This is a genomic window from Dyella lipolytica (assembly GCF_030160075.1).
Classification (GTDB): Bacteria; Pseudomonadota; Gammaproteobacteria; order Xanthomonadales; family Rhodanobacteraceae; genus Dyella_B; species Dyella_B lipolytica.
This window is the reverse complement of the sequence record NZ_BSNQ01000003.1, coordinates 1,522,887-1,538,321: the sequence shown is the minus strand read 5'-3', so window position 1 is coordinate 1,538,321 and position 15,435 is coordinate 1,522,887. Positions and strand designations below refer to the sequence as shown.

Sequence of the window (15,435 nt, the reverse complement as noted above, 5' to 3'; positions counted from 1 at the left end):
CCGCCATGAGACGTAAAAGCGGCGACAAAGATAGCGAAAAGCCCAAGCCCAGTGCCTACAACAAGGCGCTGGGTTTGCTTGCCCGCCGCGAACACTCTCGCCGCGAGTTGCGGCAGAAGCTGGGTCACAGCGGTTATGCCGGCGATGAAACCAGCGCAGCGCTGGAACGTCTTGGCGAACAGCACTACCAGGACGATGAGCGTTTTGCCGAAGTCCTGATCCGCAGCCGCTCTGCCCAGGGATACGGCCCCATGCGTCTGAGCGTGGAACTGAGAAGTCACGGGCTTTCCGACGCTCGCATTCGCAGTTTGCTCGACGCGGCCCAGATCGACTGGACGGCCTCCGCCGCTGCTCAACTGCGCCGCCGCTACGGCTCCGCGGGTACCGTGGACCCTGCCGAACGCGCTCGCCGGGCGCAATTCCTCTTGCGCCGAGGCTTTCCCGCCGCCACAGTACGTCATGTAACCCACGCTGACGTGGACGACGCTGCCGACGAAAACTCCTGAGGTCCTTGCTTTGATCGGGATCGAGGGGTCGATCGTGGCGGTGGCGCTGCGTCCTTTTCGTCTTATGCCCCCCGACACGCATGAAAACCGCTGATATCCGCTCTGCTTTCCTCGACTATTTCCGCGCCAAGGATCACACCATCGTGCCGTCCAGCTCGCTGGTGCCGGCCAGCGATCCGACGCTGTTGTTCACCAACTCGGGCATGGTGCAGTTCAAAAATGTATTCCTCGGCAGCGAGAAACTACCCTATGTGCGCGCAGCCGATGTGCAGCGCTGCCTGCGCGCTGGCGGCAAGCACAACGATTTGGATTCGGTGGGTTATACCGCGCGCCATCACACCTTCTTCGAGATGCTGGGCAATTGGTCGTTCGGCGACTACTTCAAGCGCGATGCGATTCGTTATGCATGGGAACTGCTGACTGTCGTGCTCAAGTTGCCGTCGGACAAGTTGTGGGTGACTGTCTACCACACCGACGATGAAGCCTACGACATCTGGAACAAGGAAGTCGGCGTGCCCGCCGAGCGCATCGTGCGCATCGGCGACAACAAGGGCGCGCCGTATGCTTCCGACAACTTCTGGCAGATGGCCGATACCGGTCCTTGTGGGCCGTGCACCGAAATCTTTTTCGATCACGGTGCGGAAATCGCGGGCGGTCCGCCCGGTTCGCCGGATGAGGATGGCGATCGCTACATCGAAATCTGGAATCTAGTGTTCATGCAGTTCGATCGCGCGCCGGACGGCACGCTGTCGCCATTGCCGGCGCCGTGCGTGGACACCGGCATGGGTCTGGAGCGTCTCGCGGCCGTGTTGCAACACGTGCATTCCAATTACGAGATCGACCTGTTCCAGCATCTGATCAAGGTCGCGGCGCAACTGACAAAGATTGAGGATCTTGCCAACAAGTCCTTGCGTGTGATCGCCGATCACATCCGCGCATGTTCCTTTTTGATCGTCGATGGCGTGCTGCCATCGAACGAAGGCCGTGGCTATGTGTTGCGCCGGATCATCCGCCGCGCCTTGCGCCATGGCTGGATGTTGGGTGTACGCGGCGATTTCTTCTGGAAGATGGTGCAGCCGCTAGTCGAGGAGATGGGTGAGGCCTATCCGGAGCTCGCGGCGAAGCAATCTTTCGTCGAAGATGCACTACGTATCGAAGAGCAGCGTTTCGGCGAAACGCTGGAGCACGGCATGCGCGTGTTCGATGAAGTGGCCGCCAAGTCCGGCAAGACCATTCCCGGCGAAGATGCATTCCGCTTGTACGACACTTATGGCTTTCCGGTGGATCTCACGGCCGATATCGCTCGCGAGCGTGGTCTGAGCGTGGATATGGCCGGCTTCGAGCAATCGATGGAGCAGCAGCGCGAACGCGCGCGCGCAGCCAGTCGCTTCGAGGCCAAGGGCCAGATGCCGGCGGAACTCGCCAGCCAGCTCAAGCCCACGACGTTCCTCGGTTACGAAACGCTAACCGGGCAGGGCAGCAAAGTGGTCGGCATCGTGCGTGCTGGCAAACAAATCGATCAGCTGGCCGAAGGCGAGGAAGGTTTGGTGATCCTCGACCGCACGACGTTCTACGCCGAATCCGGCGGTCAGGTCGGCGACACCGGCACACTGTCGAACGGGGCAGGTCGTTTCGAGGTGGTCGATACGCTGAAGATGGGTGGCGTGTTTTTTGGCCATGCAGGGCGTTGGCATGGTGCGCAACCGTTGCGTACGGGCGATCTTGTGGACACCAGCATCGACGCTGCGCGCAGACAGGCTATCGTACTCAATCACTCCGCCACACACTTGCTGCACGCGGCGCTGCGTCAGGTTCTGGGCACGCATGTCACGCAGAAGGGTTCGCTCGTTGCGCCCGATCGCTTGCGCTTCGACTTCTCGCACTTCAAACCTATGAGCCGCGATGAACTGGCGCAGATCGAAGCGCTGGTCAACGCGCAAGTACGACGCAATGCCGAAGCCGAAGTGCGCCATATGGCGTATGACGATGCGATCGATTTCGGCGCGATGGCTTTGTTCGGCGAGAAGTACGGCGACGAAGTGCGCGTGCTGAAGATGGGTGAATTTTCTACCGAACTTTGCGGTGGCACGCACGTGGGTCGCACGGGCGATATCGGCCTGTTCAAGATCGTCAGCGAAGCCGGTGTGGCATCGGGCGTGCGCCGTATCGAGGCGGTGACCGGTACGGGCGCACTGGCTTATGTGGCCGACGAAGAGCGTCGCCTTGGCGAGCTGTCGCAACTGCTGTCGAGCAGTGGCGACGATGCTGCAGACAAGCTGCGGCAGCTGCTCGACCGGCAGAAGAAACTGGAGCGCGAGCTGGAATCCTTGCGCGCGAAAGCCGCCGGTTCGATGACCGGCGATCTGGCCAGTTCGGCGCATGACGTCGGCGGGATCAAGGTCATTGCGGCGCGTCTGGAAGGGTTGGACGCCAAAGCCCTGCGTGACGGTGTCGATCAGCTCAAACAACAACTTGCAGACTGCGTGGTGTTGCTGGCTGGCGCCGCGGATGGGCGCGTTTCGCTGGTGGCAGGCGTACACGGCAAAGCGACTGGGCGCATCAAGGCGGGCGATGTCGTGGCGCATGTTGCCGGTCAGATCGACGGCAAGGGCGGCGGCCGTCCCGACATGGCGCAGGGCGGCGGTCTAGATAAACCGCAGTTGCCCGACGTGCTTGCTAATACGGTGAACTGGATCGATAAACAGCTGGCCGGTTGACGCGCTGCGTATGGACCGAATGTCAAGATTGTGTGTAGATTGCATGCAGCGCAGACGCTCGGCTAGTATCGGTTAGATGTGGTGCTGCTGGTTGCGGCGGCACTGTAGCGGCGAGTTGTCTTTCGAGGCATCTTGATGTGTTTGGAGCCGGGGAAGGCGGTAAGGCCTTTGACGGACACGAACGTCAGATTTGCGTGGTGATGTGCTCAGGGGTGAGGCAACAACACGCAGATGGCCTGTGACCACAAGCATTAAATGGAGTAGCAGCTATGTTGATTCTGACCCGCAGGGTCGGTGAAACCCTGATGATCGGCGACGAGGTGACCGTTACCGTTCTCGGCGTTAAAGGCAACCAGGTCCGCATTGGCATCAATGCGCCCAAGAACGTGGCCGTGCATCGCGAAGAGATTTACCAACGTATCAAGGGCGAAAACGAGAGTGAAGGCGGCGCCTCCGGCGAATCGGGCGCGCATTGACCGCCTCTTTACCTTGAGAGCGCTCGCCGGTATCCTTTCCGGCTCCGTGACGCCACGGAATAAATGTGGAGAGATGCCCGAGAGGCCGAAGGGGCTCCCCTGCTAAGGGAGTATAGGGTCAAAAGCCTTATCGAGGGTTCGAATCCCTCTCTCTCCGCCAGTAACGCAAAAACGCCCCTTGTGGGCGTTTTTGCGTTACTGGCGGAGAGAGAATGCCTCCGTTTTGTTCAACGACGCAGCGGTCCCGGCCATCCCTTACAATTCACGGTTTCGGAGAACCAAGATGACCCAACTCGACTCCGCCGGCAGCCGCTTCCGCGCCGCGCTCGCCGCCGAACAGCCACTTCAGGTCATGGGCGCGATTACCGCTTATGCGGGCCTGATGGCCAAGCGCGTGGGCTACAAGGCCCTTTATCTTTCCGGCGGTGGCGTCGCCGCCAATTCATTGGGCATACCCGATCTCGGTATCAGCACCATGGAAGATGTGCTCACCGATGCGCGCCGTATCGTCGATGCCACGCAAATGCCGCTATTGGTGGACATCGATACCGGTTGGGGCGGTGCATTCAACATCGCCCGCACCATCCGTTCCTTCGTCAACGTCGGCGTGGCCGCGGTGCATATAGAAGATCAGGTCGGTCAGAAACGTTGCGGCCATCGTCCCGGCAAGGAAGTGGTGCCGAAGGAAGAAATGGTCGACCGCGTCAAGTCGGCGGTGGACGCGCGTACCGATCCTAGTTTCGTGATCATGGCGCGCACCGACGCCGCCGCTACGGAAGGTATCGATGCGGCCATCGAGCGCGCATGCGCTTATGTCGAGGCCGGCGCCGACATGATCTTCCCGGAAGCGATGAAGACACTGGATGATTACCGCCGCTTCAAGCAGGCCGTGAAAGTGCCGATCCTGGCCAATCTCACCGAATTCGGTACGACCCCGTTCTTCACCACCGACGAACTGCGCAGCGCAAACGTCGATATCGCGCTCTATTGTTGCGGCGCCTATCGCGCGATGAACAAAGCTGCGCTCAACTTCTACGAGACGGTGCGTCGCGAAGGCACGCAGAAGAACACCATCCAAACCATGCAGACGCGCGAAGAGCTGTACGACTTCCTTGGCTACCACGCCTATGAAGACAAGCTCGACGCGTTGTTTGCAAACACAAAATAAACGTATCCCCCTACGGTAGCGCTGCTTAGCGCAACCGCAGTTCAAGTACCGCACCAGGAGCATGATCCGATGAGCGAGCAAACCACCGCCCCCAAGCCGAAGAAATCCGTTGCCCTGTCCGGCGTGGCTGCGGGCAACACCGCGCTGTGCACGGTCGGTCGTAGCGGCAACGACCTGCATTACCGCGGCTACGACATTCACGATCTGGCGGCCAAGGGCTGCTTCGAGGAAGTGGCTTATCTGCTGGTACACGGCGTGTTGCCGAACTGGGCGGAACTGAACGCCTATCGCGCCAAGCTCAAGCGGTTGCGCGGCCTGCCCACACCCGTGAAGAACGCACTGGAATTGCTGCCTGCCGCCACGCATCCGATGGACGTGATGCGCACGGGCTGCTCGGTGCTGGGCACGGTGTTGCCGGAGAAGGAAGACCACAACGTCACCGGCGCGCGCGACATCGCCGACCGCTTGATGGCCAGCTTTGGTTCGATGCTGTTGTACTGGTACCACTTCAGCCACAACGGCAAGCGCATCGAAACTCAGACCGATGATGAATCGATCGCCGCACACTTCTTGCATCTGCTGCACGGCAAGAAGCCGAGCGAGTTGTGCGCGCATTCGCTGGACCGCTCGCTAGTGCTGTATGCGGAGCATGAGTTCAACGCCTCGACGTTCACTGCCCGTGTGATCGCCGGCACCGGCTCGGACATGTACTCGGCGATTACCGGTGCGATCGGTGCGCTGCGCGGTCCCAAGCATGGCGGTGCGAACGAAGTGGCGATGGAGATTATCGCCCGTTACCGCAATGCGGCCGAAGCGGAAGCCGACATTCGCGCCCGGGTGGAGCGTAAGGAAATCATCATCGGCTTCGGCCACCCGGTCTACACCGTGTCCGATCCGCGCAACGAGATCATCAAGGAAATCTCTCGCAAGCTATGCACGGACGGCGGCAATCCAACCTTGTTCGAAGTTTCCGAACGTATCGAAAAGTTAATGTGGGAGCTGAAGAAGATGTTCCCGAACCTGGACTGGTACTCAGCCAGCGCCTACCACATGATGGGTGTGCCAACGGCGATGTTCACACCGCTGTTCGTGATAGCGCGTACATCGGGCTGGTGCGCTCACGTGATCGAGCAGCGCGAGGATGGCAAGATCATCCGCCCGAGCGCCAACTACACCGGGCCGGAAGATCGCACCTACGTACCGATCGAAAAACGCTGATCGTGCAACGCAGACCAGCTCGAACGAAGGGGGCCTTGCGCTCCCTTTTTTCACTCTTTTCTCACGAAATGATTGCGTTTGACCGTGCCAGGTGTGGATAGAGGGTGTTACGTATTCGATACACCCCGCGGATCGAAACGAATGTAAGTGCACAAGCCGCTATTGCCCTAGCGTGCAACGATCCGTCAATGCATCGCGCCTACTTCCTAGTCGTGAACGATGTAGCACGGATGTATCAGTTCCGATTGAAGCGTTAACAACGCGCGATCGCATCGCGTTTGCAATCGACTGATTTCACGCGCTTTCTCGACGCCGCGCGAGATGCCTTCGCGTGGCATGCGAATTGCCCTGTTTAGGAGCTGCACAAGCAAAAACAGGGGGGTCACCGCATCCATTCCCGGGAGGAATCAACATGCGCAAGACTCTTATTTTCACGGCGATAACGCTTGGCTTGGGACTTGCTCTCCCGGCTATGGCCGACAACAACTCGGATCAGAACAACCACAACAAGGGCACCATCACGAGCTCGAATACCAATTCAAGCACGCACACCAAGACAGTTACGATTACACCCACCACTACCATTACTCCTAGTGGTAATGACCGTAACAACAGCGGTGATGTCAACAGTGATGGTATGGGCACCTCCGCGGCGAATAACGGTGCCACTTCTACCTCGACGGTGAACGACGCGTTCAACACCAGCACGGCAGTCGCCAACACCGACCTTAACGGCACGGTTTCCAATCTCTCGGTATCGGGCATTGGTAACAACGCAAACAACAGCGGTAGTGCTGACGGCGGAAAAGGCGGCAAGGGCGGAGCCGGCTTCGGAGGCATTGCGGTAGGCGGTCACGGCGGAAACGATGGTGGCGGCGGAAATGCTTTCTCCCACAGCGGAAAGGCGGGCGGATCCGGTTCCAGCAGCGGTGACAGCGGAGCAGGTAGCCTCGCAGCCGGCGCGGGCAACGCCGATAGCAGCGGTGGTAACAACGCCGAGAATGGTGGTTCGCACGGTAAAGGCTCGGGCAACGCCGGAAGCGGTGGTTCGGGCAGTGGCGGAGCCGGCGGCACCAGCACGGGTGGTTCCAACACGGCCGGAGCGGCGACGTCCACCAGCGGCAGCAGCAGCGCGATGGGCGGCAGCAGTGGTTCCTCTAGCGCGACTGGCGGTGCGGGCGGAACGGGTGGCGCGGGCGGTTCGGCTACTGGCGGAGCCGGTAGCGGCGCGTCTGGCGGTGCTGGCGGTAATGCAGGAAGCAACACAGCCGATGCCGGTACCTTCGACATGTCCAACTCCATGACCAGCGCCGCGGCAGCGGCGGCTGGCATCACGACCATTGCTCAGAACAGCGGCGCAGCCGCATTGATCCAGCAAGGCGTGACTGTCCAGGCCAATCTGAACGTGGGTGGCCATTGATTGACGACTGATCAGCACAGTGGAGCGCGCATCGCTCCATTGTTGCTGTGCGGGCCGGCCGACTGCTGAGGCAGCCGGCCGGCACACGGTCGTAGTCGATGCGCCAACGCGGTCGGAGTAGTGCCATGTTTCTTTCAAGACCTGCTCTTTTAAGTTCCGTCGTAACCGTGGCGCTGGGATTGCCTGGATGGGCACTCGCTGCAAGTCCACCTGGAAGCATCACTGATACCCAGCACGGAAGCGATCAAGCGGCAGCCGCTCATGCGCAGCCGGTTTACGTCGATGGCTTCGGCCAGGCGGTGAGCGTGGGCACGCTGGGCCATTACAGCGGCGGCACGCTCGTGCAGAACAACCAAACGATCACCGGCACGGTCACGGGCGACAGTGCCTCGCAAGTCACAACGGGAAGCAACTCGATCAGTGGAGATTCCTTCTCAGGCGCGTCGGGTTTGCCGTCAGTGATTCAGAACACCGGTAACAACGTACTGATTCAGAATGGCGTCATTGTCAACGTGCAGATGAAGCCATGAAGCGATCGCTGCCTACGCTCATTTTCGTCGCGCTGGCAGCCACTTTGCCGATAGGCGCTCGGGCAGCGACGATGTCGCTCAACGACAATGCTGGGCAAACTTACACGTTGCATATCACCACACTCAAAGAAGCCAAGTTTCGCAACACAATCCGACAAAAATACGATTTCAGCTGCGGCTCGGCGGCCGTGGCGACCTTGTTGACGTTTCAGTACGACTATCCAGTCAACGAACAGGTTGTGTTCGAACAGATGTACGCGCATGGCAACCGCGCGAAGATCAACAAAGAAGGTTTCTCGCTGCTGGACATCAAGTTATATCTGGAGAGCATCGGCTTCGATGCCGACGGTTTCCATGCCTCGCTCGATCAGCTGCAGAAGGCCGACTTGCCGGCGATCGTGCTGATCGAGGATCGCGGCTATCACCATTTCGTGGTGATCAAAGGGATTCGCTACGGACGCGTACTGGTCGGCGACCCTGCTAGAGGCACGCGCGCCATTCCGTTGGATCGCTTCGATGAGTTGTGGAAGAACGGATTGGTGTTCGTCATCCACAACCGGCGCGAGTTCGCGCGCTTCAACACGGACAGCGATTGGCACTCCGCACCGATAGCTCCGCTGGGCACGGGTATCGACCGGCGTGGGCTGGATACGATCACCATGTCCAAATACGGGCCGGGGGACATATGAGGCGATCGCTGCCCTATGTTCGCGTCTATTCGCGCGTGGCATTGCTCCTGGGCTTGCTTGCGTGCGCCGTTGTGTCCCACGCGCAGTCGGCATCGACAACGGATCAGGCCTCACCACCACGTCGGATCGCTGGCCTAGGTTTTCCTGTTCCTCTCGAACGACTTGCCACGATACGCGGTGGGTTCGATCTGGGTAATGGCCTGGAGGTGTCGTTCGGCATCGAGCGGGCGGTGTACATCGATGGCAATCTGGTGACCTACGCCAACGTCAGCGTGCCCGATGTCGCACACATCACCTCGCAGCAGGCGGTGGCGCTGGCTTCCGCGCTCAGCACGGTCAACGTGGTGCAGAACGGCCCCGGCAACACCTTTGATCCATCGTCGCTCAGCCAGACCAGTGTGGCGACGGTGATCCAGAACACGTTGAACAATCAGACCATCCGCAACATCACCACCTTAAATGTCTCGGTCAACACGCTCAATGTGTTCCGCGACGGAGGTCTGCAGCAAGCGTTGCAGGCCGTGCAAGCGCAAGCGCTGGGACATTGATATGTGCACATGACGATATCGATTGACGGGGAATCGAGATGAACAAGATGGACCGGAACGCCAAACGGGAACGCCAGTGCAAACCATGGGCGTGTGCAGCCGGCTGTGCCGGCTTCATGATGTTTTGTGGTGTGGTTGTCGCGCAGGATGTGCCGATGCCATCCACGTCCGGAACCAATGACGCATCGTCCCCGGCCATTCGTCAGCGCCTGCAAGAGCAGGACGCGCGCATCGAGGCGATGCGCGGTCAGATCGATGCCTTGCAGCATCAGCTTGCACAGCAGGAATCTGACTACAAGGCATTGCGTCACGCGGTAGGCATGGACGTGCTGGATCGTCAACGCGGCGGCAACATTTCCGCAGCCGGCGGTAACGCCACTGCGTTGCCGATGCCGTCGCCCGATGCGTCCGCCGATGCGCAGGACGCACAGCAGACGTCAGTGACGCCGACTGCACCTGTCGGGCAGGCGCCCGCCCAGAATGCACGCCCACCCGAAGTGGCGCCGATCTTTCAACAGCCGGGTGTGTTGACGCCAAAAGGCAAGATCGTGATCGAGCCGGCGTATCAGTTCGGCTATTCCACGGCGAGTCGTGTTGCGCTGGTCGGGTACACCATCATTCCCGCCATCCTGATCGGCTTGATCGATGTGCGGCAGGTTCGCGACACGACACAGACAGCCGTGCTCACCGGGCGCTACGGCATCACCAATCGCTTGGAGTTGGAAGTGCGTGTGCCTTACGTGGATACCCACGACGACACCGTGAGCCGTGCCGTGCTTACGGGTTCGGCCGAAGATAACGTATTCAGTTCTAGCGGCAGGGGGTTGGGCGATATCGAGGCAACGGCGCGCTACCAGATCAACGACGGCGGCGCGGATAAGGCCTATTACATCGGCTGGTTCCGCTTCAAGTCGCGCACGGGTACCGACCCGTTCGAAGTCATTACCGACTGTGTGACGCGCTGTGTACAAAACCTCACTGGCACAGGATTGCCGATACGACAACCGACCGGCACGGGCTTCTATACGCTACAACCTGGTGTGACTTGGTTGTTCCCATCTGATCCTGTCGTGTTCTTCGGTAACTTGAGTTACCTCTACAACGTCGAACGCCACAACGTCTACGATCACATCTTGCTGGGTGGCACACAGTTCCTGGGTAATGTGAAGATGGGCAATGAAGCGGACATCAGCATTGGCATGGGCATGGCGCTCAACGACAAGGCCTCTCTCAGTATTGGTTACGATCAGACCTTTGTCGGTACGACTTATGTCGGTGGTCAGAAGCTGCCTAGCTCGACCAAGGTGTGGCTGGGTTCGTTGCTGATTGGCGGGTCATACCGTTTCAACGAGAAGCGCACATTGAATTTCACGCTGGGTGTCGGAGTGACGCGCGATACGCCCGATGCCACCGTCACCGTACGTATGCCGATGACCTATTGATCTCGTCGCAAACACCTCAGGTAGTCCGCGCGCGGTGATTGAGCAGCCAGCGTCCGCCGCAGATGCCGATTATCAAGGCCACTTCCAGCACGTGTTTCATCCACCCATGCGCGGTGAACCAGTCGAGCCAGAGTTTTTCATGACTGATCATGCGGCCGGCAGTCCAGGCGATGGCTGCCGCGCCTGCGTAAACGATGATCGGAAAACGTTCGATCAGCTTCAGAATCAGCGTCGAGCCCCATACCACCAGCGGAATGCTGATCAGCAGACCGATCACCACCAGGCCGGTATGGCCTTTCGCAGCACCGGCAATCGCCAGCACGTTATCCAAGCCCATCAAGGCATCGGCGACGATGATCGTGCGCAGTGCGGTCCAGAAGTTTGCGGCGGGAGCGACGGTGAGATTGTCATCGTGCTCCGGTTTCAGAAGCTTCCATGCGATCGGCAGCAGCAACACGCCGCCGATCACCATCAACCCTGGCAGTTCGAGCAGATAGACCACCAACACGGTGAGCACGATACGCACAGCGACTGCGCCGAACGTGCCCCAGAACACGGCCTGCTTCTGCAACGTGCGCGGCAGACTGCGGGCCGCAAGGGCGATCACGATCGCGTTGTCGCCGGCCAGGACCAGGTCCAGCAGCACGATGGTCAGCAGATCCGAAAGGAGGTGGGTGGGGAAGGCCATCTGGATTCCTTGGCGCGCTGGACTCAAGCGGTGACGACGGACGCACGCGTTCCGCCATCACCGCAAAAGTCTCGTTCGCAGCACAGCCACCGCGGTGCCCGGAGCGACGCCTCGCTCGTGATGACGACCACCGCGCGGATACGACGTTGCCGTACCCGGAACTACTCCCCTTTGGGATGATTTCGTGAGGATTTTCGATAGGACCGGGGTGGGCGGTCAAGTCAGCAAACGGTGCTTAGAACGATAGAGGCCGGATACAATGGGCGTTTCCCTACACCGAGACCCTGCCATGAGCGCGCATGACATCCGTTCCGCCAAGCGTCCTGACCCCGATCAGCCGCTGGTCGACATTGCCAACTACGTTGCCGACTACCGGATCAATTCGACCGAGGCCTACGACACCGCGCGCTACATGCTGCTCGATTCGCTGGGTACGGCGATGCTGGCGATGAAGTTTCCGGAGTGCGTGAAGCATCTGGGACCGATGGTCCCGGGCGCGACGCTGCCGGGTGGCGCACGCGTGCCGGGTACCAGCCATGAGCTGGATCCGGTGCAGGCCGCCTTCGCGATCGGTACGCAGATCCGTTGGCTGGATTTCAACGACACCTGGCTGGCCGCCGAGTGGGGCCATCCGTCGGACAACCTTGGCGCGATCCTAGCCGTGGCCGATTACCTCAGCCGCAAAGCAGAGCGCGAAGGCGGCAAGGCACTGACGGTGCGCGACGTGCTCAGCTATGCCATCAAGGCCCATGAGATCCAGGGCTGCTATGCGCTACTCAATAGCTTCAACCGCGTCGGCCAGGACCACGTGATCCTCGTGCGCCTGGCTTCCACTGCCGTCGCCACCGCGATGCTGGGCGGCAACAAGGAGCAGATCACCACCGCTGTTTCTCACAGCTGGATTGACAACGGCGCACTGCGCACCTATCGCCATGCCCCCAACACCGGGCCGCGCAAGAGCTGGGCTGCGGGCGACGCTTGCCGCCGCGCCGTCACTCACGCGATCAACGCCGTTTACCGCGGTGTCGTCGGTTATCCCTCTGCGTTGTCAGCCAAGACTTGGGGTTATTACGACGTTGCCTTCAAGGGCAAAACGTTCGAGTTTGAGCGTCCGTTCGGCAGCTACGTGATGGAAAACGTGCTGTTCAAGATCAGCTTCCCGGCCGAGTTCCATGCACAGACCGCGGTGGAGTGCGCCATGAAGCTGCACGGCCAGGTCGCCGGCAAGATCGACCAGATCGAGAAGGTAGTGATCGAGACCCAGGAAGCAGGCTGCCGCATCATCGACAAGACCGGTCCGCTGGCCAATTACGCCGATCGCGACCACTGCATCCAGTACATGGTGGCGGTGCCCCTGATCTTCGGCCGCCTTACCGCCGACGACTACAACGACGACGTGGCCGCCGATCCGCGCATCGATGCGCTGCGCGACAAGATGACGGTTACCGAGAACCCGCAGTTCACCAAAGACTACTTCGACCCCGAAAAGCGTTATATCGGCAATTCGGTGCAGGTGTTCTTCAAGGACGGCAGCAGTACCGAAAAGGTGTCCATCGACTACCCGATCGGCCACCGCAAGCGTCGTGCCGAGGGCATCCCCGTATTGCTCAAGAAATTCGAGGCCGCCATGCGTGGGCACTTGCCGTCCCACCGCGTGAAGGCGATTCTGGAAGCGACGGCTGAACCGGCTAGGCTGGATGCCATGCCAATTCAGGCGTTTTTGGGTCTCTTCACGCTGTAAAGACAGTGTGAGAAGAGAATGAAGGGAAAATTAGCGGCGATTTTGCAAATTATTTAAATTTTGTTAAAATCCGTAATGCCGGTTACTAGGACATCGCAGGAAATTCGTTATCCATTTCGCAATGGATAACGAAAAGCGATTTTCATTCTTGGCGGGATGAATGCCCTAATCATTAAGAAGAGGAGAGACCTGATGAAACGTAAGGGCCTGTATTTTCTAATCGCTCTTGCCCTGGGCGGCGTAGGTGCCGTTCACGCGCAGGACAATACGGCCGCTGCTGCCAGCAGCGACACCGCAAGCACCTCCACGCTGCCGAATGGCTTCGACGACCGCTGGTACATCGCCCCGACCTTGGGCGGTTACTACAACGACACCGACCGTAACACTCGCAGCCGCCAGATTTTCTACGGTCTGTCCGTGGGTAAGTTCATCAGCCCGAACGTGTCGGTGGAACTGTTCGTCGACCGCACCAAGCGCAAGGCGGACACCGCGGTGTTCGGTCAGGGCAACATCTGGTCGAACAACAACTACGGCGTGTCGGCGCGTTACTTCTTCGGTGACTGGAACTCCTGGCGTCCGTACCTGATGGGCGGCGTGATGGGCAGCTACCACCACAACCCGCTGAACAACGACTGGGCTCCGGCAGCACAGGGCGGCGTGGGTATCTCCAAGGCGATCACCGACAGCGTGGACTTCCGTACGGAAGTGGCCTACCGCTACGACTGGGACGACAAGACCCAGCCGCAGAAGAACGGTTACGGCGACTGGTACCTGGGCTTCGCCCTGGTGGCCCGTCTGGGCGCACCGCCGGCCGCTCCGGCGCCGGCCGCACCGCCGCCGCCGGCTGCACCGGACTGCTCCAAGCAGTTCCGCAACGGCGTGAACCTGTGCGACAACAAGTGCCCGGATCTGCCGGAAGGCACGATCGTGGGTCCGGATGGCTGCCCGCAGAAGGTCGTGATCGACCTGCGCGGCGTGAACTTCAAGTTCGACCGTCCGAAGAAGGGCGAGACCAACATCGAACCGGCGCTGGCTGTGCCGAGCTCCGACTCGCTGGCGATCCTGGACCAGGCAGTGGACACGCTCAAGCGCTATCCGCAGGTGAAGGTGATGGTGGCAGGCTACACCGACAGCGTCGGCAAGTCGGCCTACAACCAGGGTCTGTCGGAACGTCGCGCGAAGATCGTGTACGACTATCTGACCGCGCACGGTGTCGATGCGAGCCGTCTGGAAGGCCCGATCGGTCACGGCGAGAACGACCCGGTCGACAGCAACAAGACGGATGCTGGGCGCGCCCGCAACCGTCGTACGGAACTGCAGGTCCAGCAGTAATCGGACTGCAAGGTGTTACGGAAAAGCCCGGCTTATGCCGGGCTTTTCTTTTCCTCGCTCCTCCACGCGGAGAGGGCACATGGATGTGACCGGCTCTGGGGAGCGAGGAAAGCGAGCACATCCATGTGCTCTCTCTGCGTGACGCCGACAAACTCGGGTAGGCTTGCAGCCCCATGTCTCCTTCACGCCAAACCACCAACCGTTCAAACGCAGCACGCTATGGCTTAGCTCGCGTGCTCAGCAAGCTGGGTGTGTGTTCGCGCAGCCAGGCGGAGAAAGCTGTGCGTGAGGGCAGGGTAAGCGTGGATGGACGCGTGGTGCTGGATCCGGAAGGCCCGACCGACCCCGAGCGTCAGCGCATCTGCCTCGATGGTGAGGCCGTCGTAGCAGCCAAGCGTGTCTACGTAGCGCTCAACAAGCCGCGCGGTGTTGTCGTGAGTGCCGCCGATGAACGCGGACGCGACACCGTCTACGAATTGCTTGCGGCATCCGGCCTACCGTGGCTGGGGCCGGTTGGCCGGCTCGACAAGGCAAGCGAAGGTTTGCTGCTGCTGAGTAACGATAGTGTGTGGGCTGCACATCTCACCGATCCGCGCTATCACGTGGACAAGACCTATCATGTGCAGATCGACACCATTCCCGCTCAAACCGTACTGGATCAAATGATCCTCGGCGTGACCGACAATGGAGAGCGGCTGGCCGCAAAGCGGATATCGCTGCTTCGCGTCGGCGAGAAAAACGCCTGGCTGGAAGTCGTGCTCGATGAAGGACGCAACCGGCACATCCGGCGTTTGCTGGAGACGCAAGGCATCGGCGTGCTGCGTCTCATACGCGTGGCTATCGGCGATCTAGCCCTAGGTGATCTGGCCAAAGGGCAATGGCGCCACCTGAGCGCGGAAGAAGCGGCTGGCCTGCACAACAAGTAACGAAGCAAGGCCCCTTGTGAAAGGGGCCTCGTGC

14 protein-coding genes and 1 tRNA gene are annotated in these 15,435 nt (G+C 60.3%); 14 read left to right on the top strand and 1 reads right to left on the bottom strand.

The window, feature by feature from the left end; all coding sequences use genetic code 11:
- Window positions 1-5: 5 nt before the first annotated feature.
- From QQL64_RS08210 to QQL64_RS08160, 11 genes are all read left to right on the top strand, one after another.
- Window positions 6-506: a regulatory protein RecX gene (locus QQL64_RS08210; protein ID WP_284398068.1), complete on the top strand. Its 501-nt coding sequence runs from the start codon at window positions 6-8 to the stop codon at window positions 504-506.
- Window positions 507-586: 80 nt separating this feature from the next.
- Window positions 587-3,223 carry an alanine--tRNA ligase gene (gene alaS / locus QQL64_RS08205; RefSeq protein WP_284398065.1) on the top strand — a complete coding sequence of 879 codons (2,637 nt, stop codon included), beginning with the start codon at window positions 587-589 and terminating at the stop codon, window positions 3,221-3,223.
- Window positions 3,224-3,492: 269 nt separating this feature from the next.
- Entirely contained in the window at window positions 3,493-3,699 is a 207-nt protein-coding gene (gene csrA / locus QQL64_RS08200; protein ID WP_284398062.1) for a carbon storage regulator CsrA, read from the top strand.
- A 67-nt stretch (window positions 3,700-3,766) separates the two neighbouring features.
- Window positions 3,767-3,859, top strand: a tRNA-Ser gene (locus tag QQL64_RS08195).
- A gap of 123 nt (window positions 3,860-3,982) precedes the next feature.
- The gene (prpB, locus tag QQL64_RS08190; protein ID WP_284398060.1) at window positions 3,983-4,867 is read left to right on the top strand and encodes a methylisocitrate lyase; all 885 of its coding nucleotides are present in this window, start codon (window positions 3,983-3,985) and stop codon (window positions 4,865-4,867) included.
- A 69-nt stretch (window positions 4,868-4,936) separates the two neighbouring features.
- Window positions 4,937-6,085 (top strand): bifunctional 2-methylcitrate synthase/citrate synthase, encoded by a 1,149-nt coding sequence (gene prpC / locus QQL64_RS08185; RefSeq protein ID WP_284398054.1) that lies wholly within the window; start codon window positions 4,937-4,939, stop codon window positions 6,083-6,085.
- A gap of 412 nt (window positions 6,086-6,497) precedes the next feature.
- Entirely contained in the window at window positions 6,498-7,505 is a 1,008-nt protein-coding gene (locus tag QQL64_RS08180; protein ID WP_284398052.1) for a hypothetical protein, read from the top strand.
- Between the two features lie 125 nt (window positions 7,506-7,630).
- Window positions 7,631-8,035: a hypothetical protein gene (locus QQL64_RS08175; protein WP_284398051.1), complete on the top strand. Its 405-nt coding sequence runs from the start codon at window positions 7,631-7,633 to the stop codon at window positions 8,033-8,035.
- Complete coding sequence (locus QQL64_RS08170; protein WP_284398050.1) at window positions 8,032-8,724, top strand: C39 family peptidase; 693 nt, start codon at window positions 8,032-8,034, stop codon at window positions 8,722-8,724. The genes QQL64_RS08175 and QQL64_RS08170 overlap by 4 nt, the downstream gene beginning before the upstream one ends.
- A complete protein-coding gene (locus QQL64_RS08165; protein WP_284398049.1) occupies window positions 8,721-9,272 on the top strand; it encodes a hypothetical protein in 552 nt (183 codons plus the stop codon). The genes QQL64_RS08170 and QQL64_RS08165 overlap by 4 nt, the downstream gene beginning before the upstream one ends.
- Before the next feature lie 155 nt (window positions 9,273-9,427).
- Window positions 9,428-10,714 carry an acetate kinase gene (locus QQL64_RS08160; protein ID WP_284398047.1) on the top strand — a complete coding sequence of 429 codons (1,287 nt, stop codon included), beginning with the start codon at window positions 9,428-9,430 and terminating at the stop codon, window positions 10,712-10,714.
- A gap of 16 nt (window positions 10,715-10,730) precedes the next feature.
- On the opposite strand, the gene QQL64_RS08155 is transcribed toward QQL64_RS08160, so the two are convergent.
- On the bottom strand, window positions 10,731-11,402 hold the full coding sequence (locus tag QQL64_RS08155; protein ID WP_284398045.1) for a TerC family protein: 672 nt from the start codon (window positions 11,400-11,402) through the stop codon (window positions 10,731-10,733).
- 289 nt (window positions 11,403-11,691) lie between these two features.
- Between QQL64_RS08155 and QQL64_RS08150 the strand changes: the two genes are divergently transcribed.
- From QQL64_RS08150 to QQL64_RS08140, 3 genes are all read left to right on the top strand, one after another.
- Window positions 11,692-13,143: a bifunctional 2-methylcitrate dehydratase/aconitate hydratase gene (locus QQL64_RS08150; protein ID WP_284398043.1), complete on the top strand. Its 1,452-nt coding sequence runs from the start codon at window positions 11,692-11,694 to the stop codon at window positions 13,141-13,143.
- 192 nt (window positions 13,144-13,335) lie between these two features.
- Entirely contained in the window at window positions 13,336-14,475 is a 1,140-nt protein-coding gene (locus QQL64_RS08145) for an OmpA family protein (protein ID WP_284398040.1), read from the top strand.
- A gap of 173 nt (window positions 14,476-14,648) precedes the next feature.
- Complete coding sequence (locus tag QQL64_RS08140; RefSeq protein WP_284398038.1) at window positions 14,649-15,401, top strand: pseudouridine synthase; 753 nt, start codon at window positions 14,649-14,651, stop codon at window positions 15,399-15,401.
- Window positions 15,402-15,435: the final 34 nt, after the last annotated feature.